The following is a 21400-nucleotide window of genomic DNA, read 5'->3' on the forward strand; positions in this document are numbered from 1 at the left end:
CTACTCCTCTATTAGTTTTTCTACTTGTTCAATTTGTTTAGCAATTGTAAACTGTTGAATAAATTGGCTAGCTTCATTAACATCAAAGCTTGATACACCTGTCATGTAGTTATCAATCGCTTGAGCTGCTTCTTGATTACTATCAATGACTTTACCAAATCGACCTTCCTGAGATAATTCTTCTGCTCCGCCAACCTCGGTAGACACAAAGGGGACCCCTAGACTCAAGGCCTCAACATAGACTCCAGGAAAACCTTCCTGTTTGGACATGGATAATAGGACTTTCATATGAGAGAGATACTGATAAGGGTTCTTTTGATAGCCCAAAAAGTGAATGTAGTCTTCAAGTTGGTATTCTAGCACTCTTTTTTTCAATTCAGTTTCCATCTCTCCAGCCCCTATAAAATAGAGGTGGTATTTCTTACCTTGTTGGTGCAACAGTCGTATAACTTCTACTATTCGGTCAGAACCTTTATTTTCCTCAATACGTCCAATGGTACAGATACTTTGAGGAGCTATCTCAATAGCCACCTTCTCTTTTGATTTTTCCAAAATGCTTTCAAAATCATAACCATTATAGACTGTTACTAATTTCTGTGAGTAATCTGGATAAACTTCTTTGATAGAATTGCTGGTTTTTTTTGAAATTCCTATTATCCTATCAGCATCATCCAATTGTCGTCTATGAGAATCACGCTTCGAACTATCTGTTAAAAATTCTTCAATACTTCCATGAATCCAAGAAATCTTCTTCACTTCTTTTCGTTTAGAAAATAAAAGAGGAGGATTCATGATTGTAAAGGAAACCTCTACATCATATTGATCTTTTACAATTAAACGTCTTGTAAGTCTCGGAAAATAAATTCTCAATCTCCATAAAAGCGCTCTTAACCATCTTGGTTGGCGATAATCTTGAAAAGCTTTTAAAATTTTTACATTTTCAGGAACAGATTCGTATCCTTTATCAAAATGTTCCATTTCAAGAATGTCAATATCATACTTTTCCGGATCTAAGTTTGAAACAATCGTTGAAAGGATTTTTTCTGCACCTCCACCTAGAGAGAAGGACCACATAAAAAATAGAATTCTCTTCTTATCCACCATATTCTCCCTTATATTCAGTGTAACTCTTATCCATATCTGCTATAATGGCATCGTGGTGAGGTGCTTGCTTGTCTGCCGGCGGTGGTGTCATATAGTCACCAAAAGCTGTGCTGAGATAGGCATCGTACCCAACTGGAATAGGCATCTCTGTTCCTTCGAAAGGTAAGAAAATGCTATCTTCAAAGGCTTGAATTGGGTATTTCTTCTTCATGTAGCCTGGACCTGAACATAATTCTGTAATGCCATCACTTTCAGAAAGTCCATACTTGGTCATTTCTTTCTCGGCCTTTTTCCAGATGCGATAGCGAAGTGACTTTGGTGTCAATCCTAACAAAATAGTGCTGCCCCATTTCATGAGAGCTCCATGTTTTTCTGGGATGGTTTGTGCACAAAATAGGGAATAAATCAAAGCCCAGCGAACTTGTTTTTTCCGCTCTACTGGATTTTTAGGATAATAGTCCAAGGGAAGAACGTCTAAAGCCAGGCCATGAGGAAGATCTAAATCCTGCTGATAGGGTTTGATGCAAGTTGTTTCCTTATCTCGAATGGTGATAAAGAGGTTACGGTCCACATAGTCTTTGTGACTCTTTGACAAGAAATAACGCTCATCGGCATATTGAGACCATAATTCTGCTAGTTTTTCATAGTCCTTTCGCGGCATAAAGAAGTCCAAATCATCATCCCAAGGGATAAATCCTTTATTTCGTAAGGCTCCGATAGCTCCTCCCCCACATAAATAGCAGAGCAAGTCGTGTTCTTTACAAAAGGCGACAAAATATTCAGCCATTTCTAAGCTACGGGCTTGAATTGCCTTTAAATCACTCATCTCATTCTCATCCTCTTCTATAGAATTACATCATTTCATTATACCATAAAAAAAGCCAAAAAATCCATCTGATTATGTGAAAAATCAAAGCCCGAGACACCCATTTAGTTGGATGTTTCAAGCTTTGATTGATTGTTACATATTATCTAAATCCCATTTGGGCTAGCTTGTTCTGATAAGCCTTTTGATCCACTCGAAGGGCTTGACCTCCATAGACATCGTAATCGTCTACCCAGTCACCAAGCTCTGGTATTGTTAGTTTTTCAATACCATTCTGACCGCCTTCGAGGACTGATAAACCGTTAGTCAGTAAGAAGGTATAAGGAATGTTGGTAGACGTCATAGCGAATACTTTACCTAAAGCTTCTGAACCTGTGAAAAGTTTTGTAGGATCCTTAATCTGCTGTAAAACAGCTGTCATGACTTGTTGCTGTCTACGAGTACGTCCATAGTCCCCTTCATCATCATCACGAAAACGTGCATAGTTGAGAAGTGTTGAACCATTCATTTGTTGTGTCCCAACTTTAATAGTTTGTGTTGGTGATTCGGTTTCTGTAGCATGCAAATCATCCCCAACTGTAGCTTCTGTAACTGGAACACCGTTTAGGGTTGAAAATTGAGCATCAATGGTCACGCCGTCAGGGAAAAGCGTATCAATGGCAGTCGCAAAGGCTTGGAAATCGACAAGGGCATAGTATTTGATATCCAAGTCAAAATTATCTTTTAGGACCTTACGGACCATTTCAGCTCCTTGTTTTCCTTCTTGCTCACCTAATTCGTAGGCCAGGTTCAACTTATGGTCTGCTTGTTTTTGACCGTTAATAACTTGGCTATAGCCATCGATATAAACAAGGTTATCTCGCATAAAACTAACTAGCTTAAGCTTCTTATCTTTACCACTAACATTCAGAACCATGATAGAATCCGTCCGTGTTTCTGAACTATTCTGTCCGATACGGCCATCTGTTCCCAAAATAAGAATATTGACACCATCTCGGGTATCCTGCCCATTGAAAACTTCAACCTGTGCGGCTTTGGCATCTTTCGGTCCATTTGAGCTATTTGGATTCGCTGATTGGAATCCCTTTAAGAACATGAAAATCATTCCAACCGCCGCACAAATCAAAAGCATTCCTAACCATGCGAGAATACGTTTGATTCGAAAAACTCTTTTTTTCTTAGGTTTCTTTTGCTTTGGAAGCTTAGTTTTTGGTTGGGGTTGGCCAGTACGACGACTTGCACGACTACGATTTGTATAACTAGGTAGGCCTATGTTAGATTCAGTAAATTCTTGATAGGCTACATCATCTGCCTCTTCTGTTACAACTGGACGTACGTTCTGTTGACCATCTAATTTAGCTTGCAAAAAAGCAAACTCTCTTCTTTCCTTTTCATTGAGATAATGAATATTTTTCAAGAGATAGTCATAACGTAATTTTTCATGGTGTGTCAGAGGATTTTCTCTAGTCATTCCTTCTCCTTCCCTTTATCCTGTATGGTATAGATAGGGTAAGCTCCAAGTATTTTATACTGGATACCAATCGTTTCTAATTCTTTTTGAGCAAAATAGACCAATTCTTTATCAGCATAGTCCACATCAATGATAAAAAAGTATTCACCCAAGGCTGTTTTAAGGGGACGACTCTCAATCTTAGTCAGGTCAATCCCGCGCCAAGCAAAGGTAGAAAGTGCCTTATATAATGCACCTGGTAGATTATCCGGCAAGGTCAAGGCCAGGCTCATCTTTTCAGAACTTGCTTCCAAAGGGATTTGTGGTAAGTTAGGCCCCAAAACCCAAAAGCGAGTAAAGTTGGCTTCCATTTCTTGAATATCTTGAGCGACCAGTTCTAATCCATATTCCTCAGCAGAGCTTTTTGGAGCAATGGCTGCAAATGGTTGATCAGGATGCTCAGAAACATATCGCGCAGCGTAGGCTGTACTTGCCGTTACCTCTAATTGAGCGTCTGGAAAATGTTCATCGATAAATTTCTTCCCTTGAGCCAAGGCCTGCGGATGAGAAAAGATTTTCTCTATTTTAGACTGTCCTGATACTGCCATCAGCTGTTGATGGATTGGCTGAACAATCTCTGCCACAGCTTGAATGCGAGCCTGGTGGAAAAGATAGTCCAGAGTCTCATGGACACTACCTTCAATGGAATTTTCAACCGGCACTACTGAATAGTCTGCTAATCCCTGTTCATAGGCCTTGATAACGTCCGTAATATTTGAAAATGGCTCTAGTTCCTCATGAGGAAAAGCCGTTTGCACAACATGGTGCGAAAAAGATCCTTTGGGACCTAGATAAGCAATTTTCATCTTAGTTCCTCTATAATTTCTTCTGGGCTTAAGCTTGACACGTCTACAATCTGACTAGCTACTTCTTCATACCAAGCCTGTCTCTCATCAAAAATCGCAGCTAAATCTTCCTTGCTATTGTTTAGAAATAGCGGGCGTTGATTGTCTTTATCAGCTGAAATTCGCTGGTAAAGGGTCTCAAAATCTGCTTTTAGGTAAATGTTATCTGGATTTTGCTTGAGCAAGGCACGATTTCGAGGAGAAATAACGATTCCTCCTCCTGTGGAGATAACTTGATCTGTCTTTAGCAGATTAGCCAAAACTTCTTCTTCTATCTGACGAAAAGCTGCTTCTCCTTTCTCTTCAAAGAAACGAGCAATCGACATTCCCAGGCGTTCTTCAATCAGGGTGTCCATATCTACGAAGTCAGGTGCTAAATTTCTAGCAATGGTAGATTTTCCTGCTCCCATAAATCCAAGTAAAACCTTAGCCATGAATCAAAGTCTCCAAATCATAAAAGAAGCTTGGGTAGCTAGTATTAATAGCTTCTGCACGATCCAATTCGACCTCTCCATCTGCAACTAAAAGAGCTGCAATGGCTGTCATCATGCCGATACGGTGGTCACCAAATGTATTGACTCTGGCTCCATGAAGAGCAGATTTTCCTTTAATAATCATTCCGTCTGCTGTAGGAGTAATAGCTGCCCCCATGCTATTTAAAGCGTCTGCGACAACTTGAATACGGTCAGTTTCTTTGACCTTAAGCTCCTCTGCATCTTTGATAACCGTTTGCCCTTGAGCTTGGGTAGCAAGGAGCGCAATAATCGGCAATTCATCAATTAAACGCGGAATCAAAGCTCCACCAATCTCAGTTCCTTTGAGGTCTGAAGTTTCGACAGTTAAGGTTGCAGACTTGGCAATTGAATCAATATCAGTAATGTCCAATTTCCCACCCATAGCACGGATAACATCGATGATACCTGTACGTGTTTCATTAATACCAACATTCTTAAGCACCACTCGAGAATTTGGAACAATCAAACCTGCAACTAACCAAAAGGCTGCACTGGAAATATCTCCAGGTACGACAACCGTTTGCCCACTTAGTTTTTGTGGTCCCTGAACTGTTATTTTCTTACCATCGACACTCAAATCTCCTCCAAATTGACGTAACATATCTTCTGTATGATTACGAGTGCACTCCTTTTCAATGATGACTGACTGACCCTGAGCCTGCAATGCTGCAAAAATCAAAGCTGACTTAACTTGAGCAGAGGCAATCGGCAATTCATAATGAATAGGTCTTAATTTTGTTGTCCCTTTTAAGTATAAGGGTGGCAAGTCTCGTTCTGTTTGGCCATAAATAGTAACACCCATTTCTTTCAAAGGGAGAGTCACACGGTCCATCGGACGTTTGGAAAGACTGTCATCTCCAAACATCTCCACTTCAAAGTCTGCACCAGCAAGGACACCTGAAATCAAACGAATAGAGGTCCCAGAATTCCCCATATCTAGAGCATTTTGAGGAACTTTCAAACCATCCATACCGACACCTTGAATGGTAACGATACCGTCCTTGTCCTCAATCTCAACGCCGAGGTCGCGAAAAACTTGCATAGTTGACAAAACATCCTCACCACGTAAGATATCATAAACCTTGGTCTCGCCCTCAGCTAAGCTCCCAAAAATGATAGAGCGATGACTGATGGACTTATCCCCTGGTACGCGAATACTACCATTCAAATGCCTAACGTTTGTTTTTAACTTCATACTAGACCTCATACTGACAATACTTTTTCTTATTTTATCATAAAAAGTCAGAAATTTCTTAAAAATTCCTGACTTTATGAGGTAAATTCTTATTTTAGAAGTTCTGAAATTGGTTCAAAGACAATTTTTTCAATATCAGAAAGGTAGATAGAAAGTTGTTGCTGTTTTGCAAAGAATTCTGACAAGAGAGCGTTGCCCTGAATCAACTTGCCAAAGCTTTCCATTTTTTCTTGGAAAGAAGCGTCTGGCATTTGACCAGTTTGGGCCATCACTTGGATTTCATGCTGAAAAGCAATATAATCTGCAAAAATTTTGCTTGCTTCTGCATCTGCTTGGATGGCATCTCTAGCTTCCTTAACCGCCTTGTATTCAGGCAATTCTCGTAATCCACGACTAAGTGCATTTGCACTATCATAAATATTTGACATAATTGTCCTCCTTATTTAATTACGACTGTGTAGTCAGTATTTTCTGTAATGACTTGCTCAGCACGTTTTAAATCCTGAGCATTCTTAAAGGAAATTTGCAGAATCCCGTGAACATCTTCTCGGTTTTCCTCGTTAATATGGATATTGACCAAGGAAGTTCCTCTAAGCAATTCCAAGATGCGTAAAATCACATCTTCCTCATCGGGAACATCTACATAGAGGTCAAATGAGCTATCTACTCCTCCACGTTTATGGATTTCCATAGCCTGACGTTGCTCACGTGCTTGGTCGAAAAAATTCCAGATTTGGTTTTCGTCACCCTTACTAATAGCTTGTCCAACCTCGTCTAAACGTCGCTTGAAATCCTCGATGCGTTCAATAATGGTCTCTCGATTGGATAAGAGGATAGAAGTCCACATTCCTGGCTCACTTTCGGCAATCCGAGTCATATCACGGAAACCACCTGCCGCAAAACGTCGCGCCATCTCATGTTCTTCAGCATAACTGGCAGTTTGTTTCATCAATCCTGATGCTAAGATATGCGGAAAATGACTAATCTGAGAAGTCACTCGGTCATGTTCTTCAGCGTCGATTTCAATAAAACGAGCATGAAGACCTGACAGCAAGTCTTTCATTTCTTCAAGCGTATCTGGTGTCGTCAGACTTGAAGGCGTAAAGATATAGTAGGCATTTTCAAAAAGATTAACATCGGCAGAGGCAGCTCCTGTCTTATGACTCCCTGCCATGGGATGCGCTCCAACAAAGCGAACAGACTTATCTGCAAAACACTTATCTGCTGTAGCCACAATAGCTGACTTGGTCGATCCAGCATCGGAAATAATGACGCCTTCCTTTAAATCTAAGCTTGCTAACTTCTTGATGAAGGTAAGGGTCTGCTGTATAGGAAGTGTCAAAATGATAATATCCGCAAGGGGAGCGAAACTGGCAAAATCATCCGTCGCACGATCAATCATCCCTCGCTCCAAGGCAATATCTCTAGATGCCTGACTGCGATTGTATCCCAAAATCTCATAATCAGGATGATCCCGCTTGATTCCGAGTGCCATGGAAGCACCAATCAAACCCAATCCTGCGATATAGATGGTTTTCGCCATAAGAACTCCTTAATAATTCTTTGTATACTCCCGATGTTTTGTGACAGCTTCTTTTAACTCTTCCAGATTATCTGAGGAGAATTTCTCTAGAATTTCCTGAGCCAAGACCGTTGCTACGACTGCCTCCATAACGACGCCTGCTGCTGGAAGAGCAGTCGGATCACTTCTCTCTACTGTTGCTTTATAAGGCTCATGGGTTTCAATATCCACGCTCATCAATGGTTTATAGAGAGTCGGAATTGGTTTCATGACCCCACGGACAATAATCGGTTGGCCGTTAGTCATACCGCCTTCGAAACCTCCAAGGTTATTGGTACGACGAGTATAGCCGTCTTCTGGTGACCATAGGATTTCATCCATGACTTGGCTACCCTTGAGATAACCTGCTTTAAAGCCTAGTCCAAATTCCACACCCTTAAAAGCATTGATGGAAACAACTGCTTGAGCTAATCTTGCATCTAGTTTTCTATCCCATTGGACGTATGAACCCAGACCAACCGGAACACCACCGACAACCGTTTCAACAACTCCACCAATGGTATCACCATCGCGTTTGATTTGGTCAATATAGTCCTTAATTTCCTGCTCACGTTCTTGGTTAACGATAGAAACTTCTGACTGGGCAGCTAGTTTTTTGATCTCTGCGACTGTCAAGTTTTCTGGAACATCAATTTCCTTACCACCAAAGACAACAACATGGTTAGCAATTTCAATATCAAGCTCAGCCAATAGTCGTTTACCCACAGCCCCGACTGCTACTCGCATAGTCGTTTCACGAGCAGATGAACGTTCCAGGGAATTTCTCAAATCATCAAAGCGGTATTTGATACCTCCTACCAAGTCAGCGTGACCTGGGCGAGGATGAGTGATTTTTCGTTTACTTTTAAGTTTGTCTTCAATATCCTCTGCAGACATGATATCTAGCCATTTTTGGTGGTCTTTGTTAATGACATCCATGGTAATGGGAGCCCCTGTCGTCTTTCCATGACGAACGCCCGAAGTAAAGACAACCTGATCGCTCTCAATCTTCATGCGACCACCACGACCGTAACCACCTTGGCGACGTTTGAGATCCTCATTGATATCCTCTGCAGTCAAAGGAAGACCTGCTGGAATTCCTTCAATAATTGCTGTCAGACGAGGACCGTGTGATTCTCCTGCTGTTAAATATCTCATACATTCTCCTTATTTTACCAAGTAATCTTTCATTTCTTCGAGTGAGACGGGGTAAATAGTGGCTGAACCAAGCTCTGGTACCAAAACTAATTTCATAGTGTTACCACGCGCTTTTTTATCATGAGACAAGGCCTGATAAAGCTTATCAACATCCCAGTTTTCATAATCAACAGGAAGGCGAAATTTCTGACACATTTCTCGGATAGACTGAGTGATTCCAGCTGGCATGAGACCTTTTTGTTCGGCTACCTTAGAGACCTGAACCATTCCCATCGCTACTGCCTCACCGTGCATAACTCGTCCATAACCAGCAGTCGCTTCAATAGCATGGCCAATGGTGTGACCAAAATTGAGATACAGACGAATACCATTGTCCAATTCATCCTCGACTACCATCTTGCGCTTCACCTGGCAAGAATGCTCAATCAAACTTTCGGAATGTTCCAAAATACTCTCTACAGAACCATCAATTTCAGATAATATGTCCCAGAGTTCTGGATCTTCAATTAAGCCATACTTGATGACTTCCCCCATTCCTTCAATCAATTCTCTCTTCCCTAAGGTTTCAAGAACAGTCGGGTCAATCAAAACACCATCAGGCTGGGCAAAAGTTCCTACCATATTCTTGGCAAAAGGAGTATTCACTCCTGTCTTACCACCGATTGAAGAGTCCACTTGAGCAGTCAAACTGGTCGGAATTTGAACAAAATGAATACCTCGCATGTAAGTTGAGGCTACAAAGCCAGCCAAATCACCAACAACTCCACCACCTAGAGCTACGATACCATCGCTACGAGTCAAGTCTTGCTTAACTAGAAATTCATAAGCCTTTTGAACCGTGGTTAGATTTTTTCTCTCTTCACCCTCTAGGAAGTCAAAAACTGCCACTTGAAAACCAGCATCCTCTAGGCTCAATTTTACTTTTTCTGCATAGAGAGAAGCCACATGGTTATCGGTAATGATAACGACTTTTTGCGGTTGCCAAAGTTCCCGCAACCATTTTCCTGCTTGAGACAAGCATCCTTTTTCAATCTGAATATCATAGGGATGTTGGGGAAGGTCTATTTTGATTTTCATAGCAGTTCTCCTCTTTCTTTATTGATACTTTTGTTTTAATAATTCCCAGATTTGATCTGTTGGCATTTCCTTTCCGGTCCATAACTGAAAAGCTTCAGCTGCTTGGTAAAGCAACATGCCTAGGCCATTAACAGCGTGATTTCCCTGGCTCCTTGCCCACTTTAGAAATGGTGTTTCAAAGGGTTGATAAATCACATCTGCTACCAATAGCTTCTCTGGTAAAACAATGCTTGTTGGGATTGGCTGAAATGCCCCATCCATCCCCACACTGGTCGCATTGACCAAGAGTTCCGCTTTTCGAATGTTCTCTTGGAGCTCTTGAGCATCCTCTAAGGCAAACAAATCTACTCTAAATCCTGTTTCATGCTGTAGCTTCTCTAAGTAAGGTTGTGTTTTTCCCATTGAAGCCGATCGTACAAAGACAGAAACCTGACTGACCCCATCTAAGATTGCCTGCGCCAAAATTGCTTTAGCTGCACCACCTGCCCCTAACAGAACCATTCTTTTTCCAGATATTTTAAAAGAAGGCAAGCTCTTAAAGAATCCCTTGCCATCTGTGTTATATCCAATTAAAGTTCCCTCTCGATTCACAACCGTATTGACAGCACCAATCAAACGAGCTTCTTCACTCAATTGATCCAGATAAGGAATGACCTGCTCCTTGTAGGGCATAGAAAGATTAATTCCAAACATCTGATAACGACGAATATTGGCAACTGTTTCTGCCAAGTCAGTTCCTTCTATCTCCCAAGCAAGATAAACCCCATTGGTATTGGTTGCTTCAAAAGCTCTGTTATGAATGAAGGGTGAAATGGAGTGTTTGATAGGATTGGCGACTACAGCTGCTAAACGTGTGTAGCCATCAATCTTCATTTAGTATCTCCCGAATTTTTTTCATGCTAGAAAGTGAAATCTGTCCTGGCGCACTAGCTTCATCCAGACTTGCAAAAGACCAGCTAGAGCCCGTTACATCCGAAGTAATACGTGAGACCTTACCAACTTTCCCCATAGAAATTGTTACATATTCTTGTTCGGGATTTAGTGTTTTAAAACCACGTGTAAAGTTCATCAAATCTAATACATCTTGTTCTGTATGAGCCATAACCGCGATTTTTACAACTTTAGGATTTAAACTTGTCAACTCAGACAAGATTTCCATTAGATTTTCCGGTGTTTCTTGGAAATTATGATAGCTTAAGACCAGGTTTGGAAATTCTAACATCTCCTCAAAAACATCTCTATAACTAAAATACTCAAAATCAATATAATCCGGTTGATAAAGCTGGGCTACTTCCTTGATAATTTGAACATATTCTTCTGACGAGAGTTCAATTTGACCACCCTCAGCACGAGTACGCAAGGTAAAAACAAGCTCACGACCCGCGAATTTTTCAAAAATAGCGGGTGCTACCTGCAAAATAGCTTCCTTTGGTAAGAAGTCAGCTCGCCACTCAATGATATCGGCATCATGGTACCGCATCACATCAATAGCCTGAGCCTCCTCTAAACTTCTTGGCATTACGGAAACAATTAATTTCATTTACTAACCTTCATGGTAATCACTTTGAGGTAATTACTACTTTCATCTTTTTCGTTGTAGACAAAGTCTGCTGGAAGTCCATATTTATTTAAAATCTGGTACTTTCTTCCTGCAAATCCTTTGTTGATTTGTTCTGTGAATTTTTGACGAGAAACATTAGCCGCATTGGTACTAGCGATAATGATTCCACCGGGGTTTAAAATCTCTAGGCTTTGGGAAATCAACTTGTGATAATCCTTCGCTACAGAGAAGGTTTGTTTTTTATTTCGGGCAAAGCTAGGCGGATCCAGAACAATCACGTCGTAGCTCAACCCCTTCCTCTTAGCATATTTAAAGTATTCAAAGACATCCATGACAATCAATCGATGATGATCAAGACTCAGTCCATTAGCATAAAAATGAGCTTCTGATAGTTCTCTCGAACGCTTGGCTAGATCCACAGAAGTCGTTTCACTGGCACCTCCCATGGCTGCAGCAACTGAGAAAGCGGCTGTATAGGAAAACATATTGAGTAAGGATTTCCCCATAGCTAGACCATCAACCAGGCTCCCACGAACTTCATGCTGATCCAAGAAAATCCCTGTCATAAGGCCGTCATTCATAAAGACTTGGTACAAGACTCCGTTTTCAAGAACAGTGAAAAAATCAGCTGCTTCTTGACCATAGACGTGAGCAGACTCATAATCCAAACCTTTAAAACGAATTTTTTCATAGGCACCTAGGACTTCTGGAAACACCTGAGCAAAGGCGGCTATAATCTCTTGACGAAGGCTATAGATATAGGAGTTATACCAAGAAAAAACAACATAATCTCCATAAAGATCCAGTGTCATGCCACCAAATCCATCGCCTTCTTGATTAAACAAACGAAAGGCAGTTGTCAACTCATCTTGATAGTAGTTAGCGCGTCTTTGTTTGGCTTTTTTAAACAAACTTTCAAAAAAGGATTGGTCAAAAGAAACTTTCTGGTTAGATACAAACCATCCAATTCCCTTATTTTGATGGGATAAATAAGCCTTCCCTAAAAACTGTTTACTTTGATTGAAAAGCTCAACTTCTTGATCAGTTTCAGATAGCTCTGGAAAGTCAATCTCTTCCAAAACCATCTGATCCTTATTCAGCTTTTTTTCGACACGCCGGCTGACGAATACTTTTTTCATAGATACAATTATATCAAATTTGTTGAAATTTCACAAAACAGAAACTGGTTTTCTACATTGATTTCATAGGAAAGATGGCCCTTTATCCTTCATTTTCATCAATCGCTCTCAACAAACAGTCTCCCCTTTTATATTTTTCCAATGTCTAAGATAAAAAATGGACATAAAATATCACCCGTATATTTTACAGCGCAAACGTTTGCGTATTGCACAGCTTTGTGGTAAAATGATTGTCAAATTGTTAAGTATGAGGACTTTCTATGAAAAATCAAACCCTAATGCAATATTTTGAGTGGTATCTCCCACACGATGGAAAACACTGGACGCGACTAACTAACGATGCTGAACACCTAGCTAACTTAGGAATTAGTCATATCTGGATGCCACCTGCTTTTAAGGCTACAAACGAAAAAGATGTTGGTTATGGAGTCTATGATCTATTCGACCTTGGTGAATTTGACCAAAAAGGAACTGTTCGTACCAAGTATGGCTTCAAAGAAGATTATCTCCAAGCCATTCAAACACTGAAATCTCACGGAATCCAACCGATGGCTGATGTCGTCTTAAACCACAAGGCAGCGGCAGATCATTTAGAATCCTTTCAAGTTATCGAAGTGGATCCAGAAGACCGCACAATCGAACTAGGAGAACCTTTCACCATCAATGGCTGGACCGGTTTTACTTTTGATGGTAGACAAAACACCTACAACGATTTTCACTGGCACTGGTACCACTTCACAGGAACTGACTACGATGCTAAACGTCGTAAGTCTGGCATCTATCTCATTCAGGGAGAAAACAAAGGTTGGGCTCATGAAGAATTAGTCGACAATGAGAACGGAAATTACGACTATCTCATGTACGCAGACCTGGATTTCAAACACCCCGAAGTCATCCAGAATATCTATGACTGGGCAAATTGGTTTATCGAAACGACTGGCGTAACAGGCTTCCGCTTAGATGCTGTCAAGCATATTGACTCTTTCTTTATGCGTAATTTCATTCGTGACATCAAAGAGAAATATGGACAAGACTTCTATGTCTTTGGAGAATTCTGGAATCCAGATAAGGATGCAAACCTAGACTACCTCGAAAAGATTGAAGAGCGCTTTGACCTTGTCGATGTCCGCCTTCATATGAATCTCTTTGAGGCAAGCCAGGCAGGAGCTGACTATGATTTAACAACTATTTTTGATGATAGTCTGGCTCAAATCAATCCGGATCGAGCTGTGACCTTTGTCGAAAACCATGATACACAACGCGGTCAAGCCCTCGAATCTACTGTTGAAGAATGGTTTAAGCCAGCAGCCTATGCTCTTATTCTTTTGCGTGAACAGGGTCTTCCCTGTGTCTTTTACGGAGACTACTACGGTATTTCTGGTCAATTTGCCCAGCAAGACTTTAAAGATGTCCTTAACCGTTTGCTAACTATCCGAAAAGAGTTAGCTTACGGTGAGCAAACGGACTACTTTGATGACCCTAATTGTATCGGTTGGGTCCGTTCTGGCACTGACAACCAATCACCTATCGCCGTTCTTATCTCAAACGCTCAAGAAAATTACAAAACCATGTATGTCGGTCAAGAGTGGGCAAATCGAACATTTGTTGATTTGCTTGGGAACCATCCAGAACAAGTAACTATTACTGCCGAAGGATACGGCGACTTCCCAGTTGCTGAGCGTTCAGTCAGTGTTTGGGGGATTACTTATTAAGAGCACAAAAAAACTTGCCATAGGCAAGTTTTTTTATTGCTAAATATTAGTCTTTCCAAAGGTCCATGGCATTTTTAAAATCAGATGAAACTTGAACATTTTGAGGGTTTGTTGCCTCTCTCTCCTGACGTTTCGCTTCTACCTGGGCTACACTCTTAATACCCTCATGTCGCCAGTTTCGTAGGATTGCTTGGATATATTTCCAGTTTGGTTTTCCATTCAAAACAGCTTCACGCAAGGCTTCCTTTATCAAGTCTGCACTGGTTCCGTCTTCTTTCAAACTCTTTTCCAAATCTTCAATTTCAAAAGGACTCAAGAGTCGACCTAATTCCTGTTGAAAAGTTTCTACCAAACTCTTTAAATCATTTGGTGCAGACTGTACTTGACTTGTTTCCTGCTTCCCAAAAAGTTGGTCAAGACGTTCCAAGGCAAGAGTTGCATCGAAAATTACTTCTATTTCACCATTGAGTTCAATCGTTCGGTATTGAAGCAACCCCTTATCAGTCAAGCGGGAAATTGCTTGGTTGACTTCAGTAACTTGCTTGCCAATTTTTTCAGCAATCTGACTTGGAGACAGCTCACCCAAAGCGGTTGTGTTCTGTAAGTAAAAGAATTGCCAAACCAAGAAATCATCGCTTGACGAGAACAGTCGATTGTAGTTTAAGAGCAGTTCACTTGGTAACACCAAGTTCCCTGATTTAAAAGCATCTAAATATGTCATAATTCCTCTTATAAGTATCCAAAATGAGACACATCATCTTCTACACTCTTCCACTCAAAAGGCGTTTCTTGGTATACTGCATAATTTACCCAGTTACTGAAAAAGAGGGCTGCAGATGAACTCCACCTCATACAAGGAAGTTCATGAATGTCATCATTTTTGAAATAATTTTCTGGTATATGTGGATCTAAACCAGCATCTATATCTCTAAAATATTCTTTTGCGAGCGTATCGCGATCATACTCTAAATGCCCAAAGCTATAGACTTCTCTCAAATCTCGACTCGCAAGGATAGAGACTCCTACCTCTTCTCCTGATGCTAAAATCTCTAGATTTGTTTTGTTTAGAATATCTTCTTTGTGGACTTCTGTATGGCGAGAATGAGGGGATACATATAAATCATCAAAACCTCTCAAAAGAAGGTGACCTTCTTTTAAAACATCCTGAGGATAAATTCCCGAAAGCTTCTGCTCCATCTGGTATTTATCTACGCCATAGCGATAGTATAGACCTGCCTGTGCCCCCCAACAAATATGCAAGGTTGAAAAGACATGAGTCTTAGACCAATCGATAACTTGGGTAAACTCCTGCCAATAGTCAACCTCCTCAAATGGAAGGTGCTCAACTGGAGCTCCTGTGATAATCAAGCCATCGAAATAATCATCTTTGACTTCCGAGAAGGTCTTATAAAAGGTCTCCATATGCTCTGAGCGAGTTGTTTTTGATTGGTGACTTTCCATATATAAAAATTCAATATCTAACTGCAAAGGAGTATTGGCTAAATGGCGTAAAAGCTGAGTTTCTGTAACCATTTTCAGTGGCATCAAGTTTAAAATCAGAATTTTCAGTGGTCGAATATCCTGATGAGCCGCCCTCTGGTCATCCATGACGAAAATATTTTCCGTTCGTAAAATCTCAACTGCTGGTAATTTTTTATCAATTCGAATCGGCATAGAAATCTCCTTACTGTATCAATACTAGGCTCAAGTTAACATGCAGTCGTCAAATGAAAATCAGCTGACGATAGTCCTTCCTTTTATTATACTGTAAGAAGATATAGTTTTCAATTATAGTTTTTCTCTAACTAGGTATAGCCTTTTTTTATATCACTATGAAGAGAAAACAGCCCTAAGGACTGTTTTTTCTTTAATAATGCATGAGCACTTTGTAATCGTAATCTCCGATAGCTTCACGGCCTTTAAGTTCATCAAGCTCAATCAAGAAGGCACAACCAGCTACGATACCACCAAGTTTTTCAATCATTTCGATGGTCGCTTTAACAGTACCACCTGTTGCCAAGAGGTCATCGACGATAAGAACACGTTGACCTGGTTTGATAGCATCGGCGTGCATGGTCAAGGTATCAACACCATATTCTTTTTCGTAGTCAGCTGAAATCACTTCACGTGGCAATTTCCCTGGTTTACGAACAGGTGCAAAACCAATTCCCAACTCAAAAGCGACTGGACATCCAACGATAAATCCACGCGCTTCTGGTCCTACGATCATATCAATCTTTTTGTCAGTAGCATATTGAACAATTTCACGAACAGCATAGCTGTAGGCATTTCCGTTAGCCATCAAAGGGCTGATATCACGGAACGTAATGCCTTCTTGTGGGTAATTTTCAATACTTGCAATGTAATCTTTTAAGTTCATAGCATTTCTTTCTTTTTAAGTTTTTACTCCCTATTATACCATATTTCCTAGAAAAGCAAAATAGAAAGAAGCCTTGGTACTTAGTCCAAGACTTCCCTTTGCTCTTCAATAGCAAATGGTTAATCAGGCAATGAAATCCTTACTTCTTTTTACTTTTAGAGTTTTGGTTGCGTTGACGATTTTGTTGGATGCGCCACTCTCGTTCATAGTAGGACATGGTTTCAAATACCCTTCGCGGCAAACCCACATCCAGCAAGTGGATTGGAATTTTTAAAACGTTAGAATCTTTCGAACTTGTAAATCTACTTCGTAGACGTCGCCATAGAGAGCTATTGTTCAAAAGATTTGTATCATAAAAATGAACCTCAATAATATAAAAATCCCTTGAATTTCTACCACCCTTAATTCTCGTGAGAGCAAATTTTTCTACCTCTCCCCAGGAATAATACTGCCAGTCTTTCTTTGGATATGGTTTATAGGAAAATCCTTGAGCCGTACATTTCAAATACTCTTTATCAGAAAAAAGCCGTCGCAAATGTTGATACAAAATGAAGCCAACGATGATGATTAAGAAACCAATAAAGAGAATTAAAGCCACCAATCCCGCAGGTGCTTCTTCGGGATAGCTCATCAAAAACGAAAAAATCCAAAGTAGAAGAGCCAATTCTAGTAGGTAAAGAATAAGGCTCAAGACGATTTTCTTACTACTCCATTTAATAATTGTTTCTTCCATTATACTAACTCACTTAAATATTCATAGCGTTCATATTTTTCCAGCAAGTCTTCATTTTTCTCGTCTAATTCTTTTTGAAGGGTAGCTAGTTTCCCAAAGTCAGAACCATTTGCTAGCATTTCTTCCTCTATAGAAGAGATGCGGTTTTCCAAGGCTTCGATGTCACCCTCAATACTTGCCCATTCCTGCTTTTCTTGGTAAGTCATCCGTTTCTTCTCTTCACGGACTTTGACGACTTTTTCCTTGTCAGCCTTTTGGATTTGAGTTACTGCTTCTGCTTCAAAGGCCTTTTCATCTAGATAATCTGTATAATGGCCAAAGAAAGGACGGATGGTTCCATCTTCAAAAGCAAGAATCTTAGTTGCTACCTTATCAAGGAAATAGCGATCGTGACTAACTGTCAAGACTGGTCCTGCAAAACCTTGTAAGAAATTTTCTAGAACTGTTAAGGTCGCAATGTCTAGGTCATTTGTTGGTTCATCCAAGAGAAGCACATTGGGTTTTTCAAGGAGTAATTTGAGGAGATAAAGACGTTTCTTCTCTCCACCAGATAACTTCTCAATCAAGGTACCATGCGTTGATCGTGGGAAAAGGAACTGCTCTAGCAACTCAGCGATAGATGTCGTAGAACCACCACTGGTCTTGACTTCTTCTGCCACTTCCTGCAGGTAGTTAATAACCCGCTTGCTTTCATCCAAACCTTCGATTTGTTGAGAGAAATAAGCGATGCGAACCGTTTCTCCGATAATAACTTGACCTTCAGTTGGCTCGAGACTTCCTGCAATGAGATTGAGAAGAGTTGACTTCCCAACACCATTATCCCCAACGATTCCGATACGGTCTTTGGCTTGGACCAAAAGGTTAAAATCTTGCAAAATCGGTTTGTCATCATAGGCAAAGGAAACATCCTTAAACTCGATGACCTTTTTACCGATACGGCTAGTTTCAAAATTCATGCTTAAGTCTGTCTCAACACTAGTATCTGAAACTTCCTTCTTCAAGTCATGGAATCGATTGATACGAGCTTGTTGCTTGGTCGCACGAGCTTGAGGTTGTCGTCTCATCCAAGCCAATTCTTGTTTGTAAAGTTGTTCCTTTTTGTGAAGAAGAGCTGCATCACGCTCATCCTGTTCAGCTTTGAGGCGAACATAGTCCTGGTAATTCCCCTGATATTCTGTCAAACCAGCTCGGTCCAACTCAAAGATTCGCGTAGAAAGAGCATCCAAGAAATAGCGATCGTGAGTGATAAATAACACTGTTTTCTTGGAATTTTTCAAAAAGAGAGTTAACCATTCAATGGTCGCAATATCCAAGTGGTTGGTAGGCTCATCAAGAAGCAAGAGATCATGGTTTCCAAGAAGGACTTGCGCCAACTGAACCCGTCTACGGAGACCACCAGACAGAGCTCCAACAGGAGTTGATAAATCTTGAATGCCTAGTTTACTGAGAACCGTCTTGACCTGACTTTCGATTTCCCACGCTTGGAGGGAATCCATCTCAGCCATGACCCATTCCAAACGGGCCTGTTTGTCCTCATTGTAGTTAAGCATGAGCAATTCATACTCACGAATTAACTGGATTTCTTTCAAATCACTTGATAGGACAGTATCCAAGACAGTCTTGCTGTCATCAAAATCCGGATCCTGGGTTAAATAGCCAATCTTGTAATCATTCTTTGCTGAAAATGGGCTAACATCACCATCAAAACCTGAAACGCCAGAAAGCACATCTAAAAGGGTGGTTTTCCCGGTTCCGTTGACACCGATAAGACCAATTCTGTCCAAGTCATGGATGATAAAGGAAATATCTTTAAAGACAGTCTTATCTCCAACGGATTTACTTAGTTTTTCAACGATAAAGTCACTCATTTTCTCTCCCTTAGGTAGTCATGGATGGCTTGACGGTCATTTTCCAATTCTCCATCAACAATAGCATACTCAATTTCTTCTAAAACATCCCCTAATTCAGGGCCTGGCTGATAGCCGTATTCTTTGATGAGAATGCCACCATTGATTTGCATTTCTTTCTTATCATGAATGGTCAAACTCTCATAGGTTTCTGTGATAGCTTGCAGATTGACTTCTTTACCTTGAGCTCTGCGTAGATTTTCAGCCTGTAGAAGCAAGTCCAAATCAAATCGGTAACAATCACGCTTGCTCAGTTCTCCTTTTTCCCGTAGAGACAAAATAGTCAACAAATCCTGTACTTGCTTGGCAAATTGTCGTGATGTCTTCCAATGTTTTAAAAATTTTTGAGCATCTTCCACTTTTAAAACCCATAAAAGTGCTGCCCAAGCTTGTTCAGAAGATTCAAAAGTGAAATGATCTTCTAAATCAAATAATAACTGGAGTTTATCCTGACTACCAGCCATATCTGGAAGATAATCATAAGCTTTACTTGCAATCATAGAAGACAAACCCACTCGCCAATGAGGGGCTAGTAGAAGTTTGTCAAATTCAACAAAAGTACGCTCCACAGAGATTTTCTCTAAAAGTGGCGTTAAGGTCTTCATCGCTTCAAACGTTTCTTGTTCAAGTTCAAAACCAAGACTAGCTTGGAAACGAAATCCACGCATGATTCGTAGAGCATCTTCATTAAAACGTTCACTAGCTACACCAACTGCACGTAGAACTTGATTTTCTAAATCTTGTAAACCATCAAATAAATCAACGATTTCCCCTGTCTCATCCAAGGCAAAGGCATTGACTGTGAAATCACGTCGTTTGAGGTCCTCTTCTAACGAACGAACAAAAGAAACTGAACTTGGTCTACGGTAGTCTACATAGACATCTTCCGTTCTGAATGTGGTTACTTCGTACTCTTCATCTCCATCTAAAACCAAGACGGTTCCATGCTCAATGCCAATATCAGCTGTCCGTGGAAAAATCTTCTTGGTTTCTTCTGGATAGGATGACGTCGCGATATCCACATCGTGGATAGGACGATTGAGCAGGGCATCCCTAACGGATCCACCAACAAAATAAGCCTCAAATCCTGCTTCTTTAATTTTTTCTAATACTGGTAAAGCCTTCTGAAATTCAGAAGGCATTTGTGTTAATCTCATAGTAAGTGTTCTAATCCATAGACAAGCTCATGACGCTTGACAACTTCCTTGATTCCCAAATTCACCCCTGTCATGAAGGAGCTACGATCATAGGAGTCATGACGCAGAGTCAAACCTTCTCCTTGATTTCCAAAAATGACTTCCTGATGGGCTACCAAACCAGGTAAACGGATCGAATGAATTCGCATACCATCAAAATTAGCTCCACGTGCACCAGCAATGAGTTCTTCCTCATCACTAGCACCTTGTTGGATAGATTCGCGAACTTCAGCCATCAATTCAGCTGTTTTAATAGCTGTTCCACTTGGAGCATCTTTCTTCTTATCATGATGAAGTTCAATAATCTCCACATTTGGGAAGTATTTAGCTGCCTGTGCCGCAAATTGCATGAGCAAGACCGCACCCAAGGCAAAGTTAGGGGCAATTAAGCCACCCAAGTTTTTTGAACGAGAAAAATCTTTTAATTCTTCGATTTCCTGACTAGTAAAGCCTGTTGTTCCAACTACTGGAGCAAAGCCATTTTCAAGAGCAAAACGTGTATTTTCATAGGCAACTGCTGGAGTTGTAAAATCCACCCAAACATCAGCATCAAAGCCTGCCAAATCATTTTTATTATTGAAAACAGGAATACCCTGCCATTCAGAAGCAGACTCGAAAGGATCTAAAACGGCTACTAGTTCAAGTTCAGGATCAGACAAAACCATCTGACAAGCAGCTTGGCCCATTCTTCCCTTAAAACCTGCGATAATTACTCGAATACTCATCTTTACTCCTATCTAAGATACAAAGCCTGTAAGAACACAAAGTGAAAATAGGAGTTCTGATCAAGGAGTTTCTTCTCCTTGGAAGAACTATCTTTTTCACACAGGGTTCCAGGCGTGTTCAATTCTAAGATACAAAGGACCTTTGCTGCCCATGAAAAATAGGGAATAGCGCTGACTTTACACGAAAGGCAAGACAGGCATCTTTTTTCAAGAGGCAGATAGTCTGTGCTCAATTTTAAGATACCAAGACTGTAAG

21 protein-coding genes are annotated in these 21400 nt (G+C 40.6%); 1 reads left to right on the forward strand and 20 read right to left on the reverse strand.

The features are described 5' to 3' along the window. From ACTO1Y_RS04150 to ACTO1Y_RS04210, 13 genes are all read right to left on the reverse strand, one after another. Complete coding sequence (locus tag ACTO1Y_RS04150) at nt 1–1104, reverse strand: glycosyltransferase (protein WP_441348455.1); 1104 nt, start codon at nt 1102–1104, stop codon at nt 1–3. Then, a complete protein-coding gene (locus ACTO1Y_RS04155; protein ID WP_441348456.1) occupies nt 1094–1930 on the reverse strand; it encodes a LicD family protein in 837 nt (278 codons plus the stop codon). The genes ACTO1Y_RS04150 and ACTO1Y_RS04155 overlap by 11 nt, the downstream gene beginning before the upstream one ends. Before the next feature lie 142 nt (nt 1931–2072). Then, entirely contained in the window at nt 2073–3401 is a 1329-nt protein-coding gene (locus ACTO1Y_RS04160; protein ID WP_441348457.1) for an LCP family protein, read from the reverse strand. Next, nucleotides 3398–4246 carry a prephenate dehydratase gene (gene pheA, locus ACTO1Y_RS04165; RefSeq protein ID WP_441348458.1) on the reverse strand — a complete coding sequence of 283 codons (849 nt, stop codon included), beginning with the start codon at nt 4244–4246 and terminating at the stop codon, nt 3398–3400. Before pheA ends, ACTO1Y_RS04160 begins: the two co-directional genes overlap by 4 nt. Then, a complete protein-coding gene (locus tag ACTO1Y_RS04170; RefSeq protein WP_441348459.1) occupies nt 4243–4719 on the reverse strand; it encodes a shikimate kinase in 477 nt (158 codons plus the stop codon). Before ACTO1Y_RS04170 ends, pheA begins: the two co-directional genes overlap by 4 nt. Continuing rightward, nucleotides 4712–5995, reverse strand: coding sequence for a 3-phosphoshikimate 1-carboxyvinyltransferase (gene aroA, locus ACTO1Y_RS04175; RefSeq protein ID WP_441348460.1), 1284 nt, complete (start codon nt 5993–5995; stop codon nt 4712–4714). The genes ACTO1Y_RS04170 and aroA overlap by 8 nt, the downstream gene beginning before the upstream one ends. Before the next feature lie 89 nt (nt 5996–6084). Then, nucleotides 6085–6423: a YlbF/YmcA family competence regulator gene (locus ACTO1Y_RS04180; RefSeq protein ID WP_006150064.1), complete on the reverse strand. Its 339-nt coding sequence runs from the start codon at nt 6421–6423 to the stop codon at nt 6085–6087. Between the two features lie 11 nt (nt 6424–6434). Next, a complete protein-coding gene (locus tag ACTO1Y_RS04185) occupies nt 6435–7538 on the reverse strand; it encodes a prephenate dehydrogenase (protein ID WP_441348461.1) in 1104 nt (367 codons plus the stop codon). A gap of 9 nt (nt 7539–7547) precedes the next feature. Then, nucleotides 7548–8714 carry a chorismate synthase gene (gene aroC, locus ACTO1Y_RS04190; protein WP_441348462.1) on the reverse strand — a complete coding sequence of 389 codons (1167 nt, stop codon included), beginning with the start codon at nt 8712–8714 and terminating at the stop codon, nt 7548–7550. Nucleotides 8715–8723: 9 nt separating this feature from the next. Then, nucleotides 8724–9791 carry a 3-dehydroquinate synthase gene (gene aroB, locus ACTO1Y_RS04195; RefSeq protein ID WP_441348463.1) on the reverse strand — a complete coding sequence of 356 codons (1068 nt, stop codon included), beginning with the start codon at nt 9789–9791 and terminating at the stop codon, nt 8724–8726. A gap of 18 nt (nt 9792–9809) precedes the next feature. Then, the gene (locus ACTO1Y_RS04200) at nt 9810–10664 is read right to left on the reverse strand and encodes a shikimate dehydrogenase (RefSeq protein WP_441348464.1); all 855 of its coding nucleotides are present in this window, start codon (nt 10662–10664) and stop codon (nt 9810–9812) included. Continuing rightward, nucleotides 10654–11331, reverse strand: a complete 678-nt coding sequence (gene aroD, locus ACTO1Y_RS04205; protein ID WP_178895307.1) for a type I 3-dehydroquinate dehydratase — start codon at nt 11329–11331, stop codon at nt 10654–10656. Before aroD ends, ACTO1Y_RS04200 begins: the two co-directional genes overlap by 11 nt. Then, nucleotides 11328–12491: a class I SAM-dependent methyltransferase gene (locus tag ACTO1Y_RS04210; protein ID WP_441348465.1), complete on the reverse strand. Its 1164-nt coding sequence runs from the start codon at nt 12489–12491 to the stop codon at nt 11328–11330. Before ACTO1Y_RS04210 ends, aroD begins: the two co-directional genes overlap by 4 nt. Before the next feature lie 260 nt (nt 12492–12751). On the opposite strand from ACTO1Y_RS04210, the gene ACTO1Y_RS04215 reads away from it, so the two are divergent. Beyond that, a complete protein-coding gene (locus tag ACTO1Y_RS04215; RefSeq protein ID WP_441348466.1) occupies nt 12752–14203 on the forward strand; it encodes an alpha-amylase in 1452 nt (483 codons plus the stop codon). A 46-nt stretch (nt 14204–14249) separates the two neighbouring features. Here ACTO1Y_RS04215 and ACTO1Y_RS04220 read toward each other — a convergent pair whose 3' ends face one another. From ACTO1Y_RS04220 to dapB, 7 genes are all read right to left on the reverse strand, one after another. Beyond that, nucleotides 14250–14924 (reverse strand): DnaD domain-containing protein, encoded by a 675-nt coding sequence (locus tag ACTO1Y_RS04220; RefSeq protein WP_303404259.1) that lies wholly within the window; start codon nt 14922–14924, stop codon nt 14250–14252. Nucleotides 14925–14932: 8 nt separating this feature from the next. Next, nucleotides 14933–15877 (reverse strand): homoserine O-acetyltransferase MetA, encoded by a 945-nt coding sequence (gene metA, locus ACTO1Y_RS04225; protein WP_441348467.1) that lies wholly within the window; start codon nt 15875–15877, stop codon nt 14933–14935. 193 nt (nt 15878–16070) lie between these two features. Beyond that, a complete protein-coding gene (locus ACTO1Y_RS04230; protein ID WP_006145170.1) occupies nt 16071–16583 on the reverse strand; it encodes an adenine phosphoribosyltransferase in 513 nt (170 codons plus the stop codon). A 139-nt stretch (nt 16584–16722) separates the two neighbouring features. Then, on the reverse strand, nt 16723–17316 hold the full coding sequence (locus tag ACTO1Y_RS04235) for a hypothetical protein (protein ID WP_441348468.1): 594 nt from the start codon (nt 17314–17316) through the stop codon (nt 16723–16725). Beyond that, the gene (locus ACTO1Y_RS04240; RefSeq protein ID WP_441348469.1) at nt 17316–19184 is read right to left on the reverse strand and encodes an ABC-F family ATP-binding cassette domain-containing protein; all 1869 of its coding nucleotides are present in this window, start codon (nt 19182–19184) and stop codon (nt 17316–17318) included. The genes ACTO1Y_RS04235 and ACTO1Y_RS04240 overlap by 1 nt, the downstream gene beginning before the upstream one ends. After that, a complete protein-coding gene (locus ACTO1Y_RS04245; protein WP_441348470.1) occupies nt 19181–20380 on the reverse strand; it encodes a CCA tRNA nucleotidyltransferase in 1200 nt (399 codons plus the stop codon). The genes ACTO1Y_RS04240 and ACTO1Y_RS04245 overlap by 4 nt, the downstream gene beginning before the upstream one ends. After that, the gene (gene dapB / locus ACTO1Y_RS04250; RefSeq protein ID WP_441348471.1) at nt 20377–21144 is read right to left on the reverse strand and encodes a 4-hydroxy-tetrahydrodipicolinate reductase; all 768 of its coding nucleotides are present in this window, start codon (nt 21142–21144) and stop codon (nt 20377–20379) included. The genes ACTO1Y_RS04245 and dapB overlap by 4 nt, the downstream gene beginning before the upstream one ends. Nucleotides 21145–21400 lie beyond the last annotated feature (256 nt).

This window comes from Streptococcus sp. V728, assembly GCF_052077995.1.
Lineage (GTDB): Bacteria > Bacillota > Bacilli > Lactobacillales > Streptococcaceae > Streptococcus > Streptococcus infantis_B.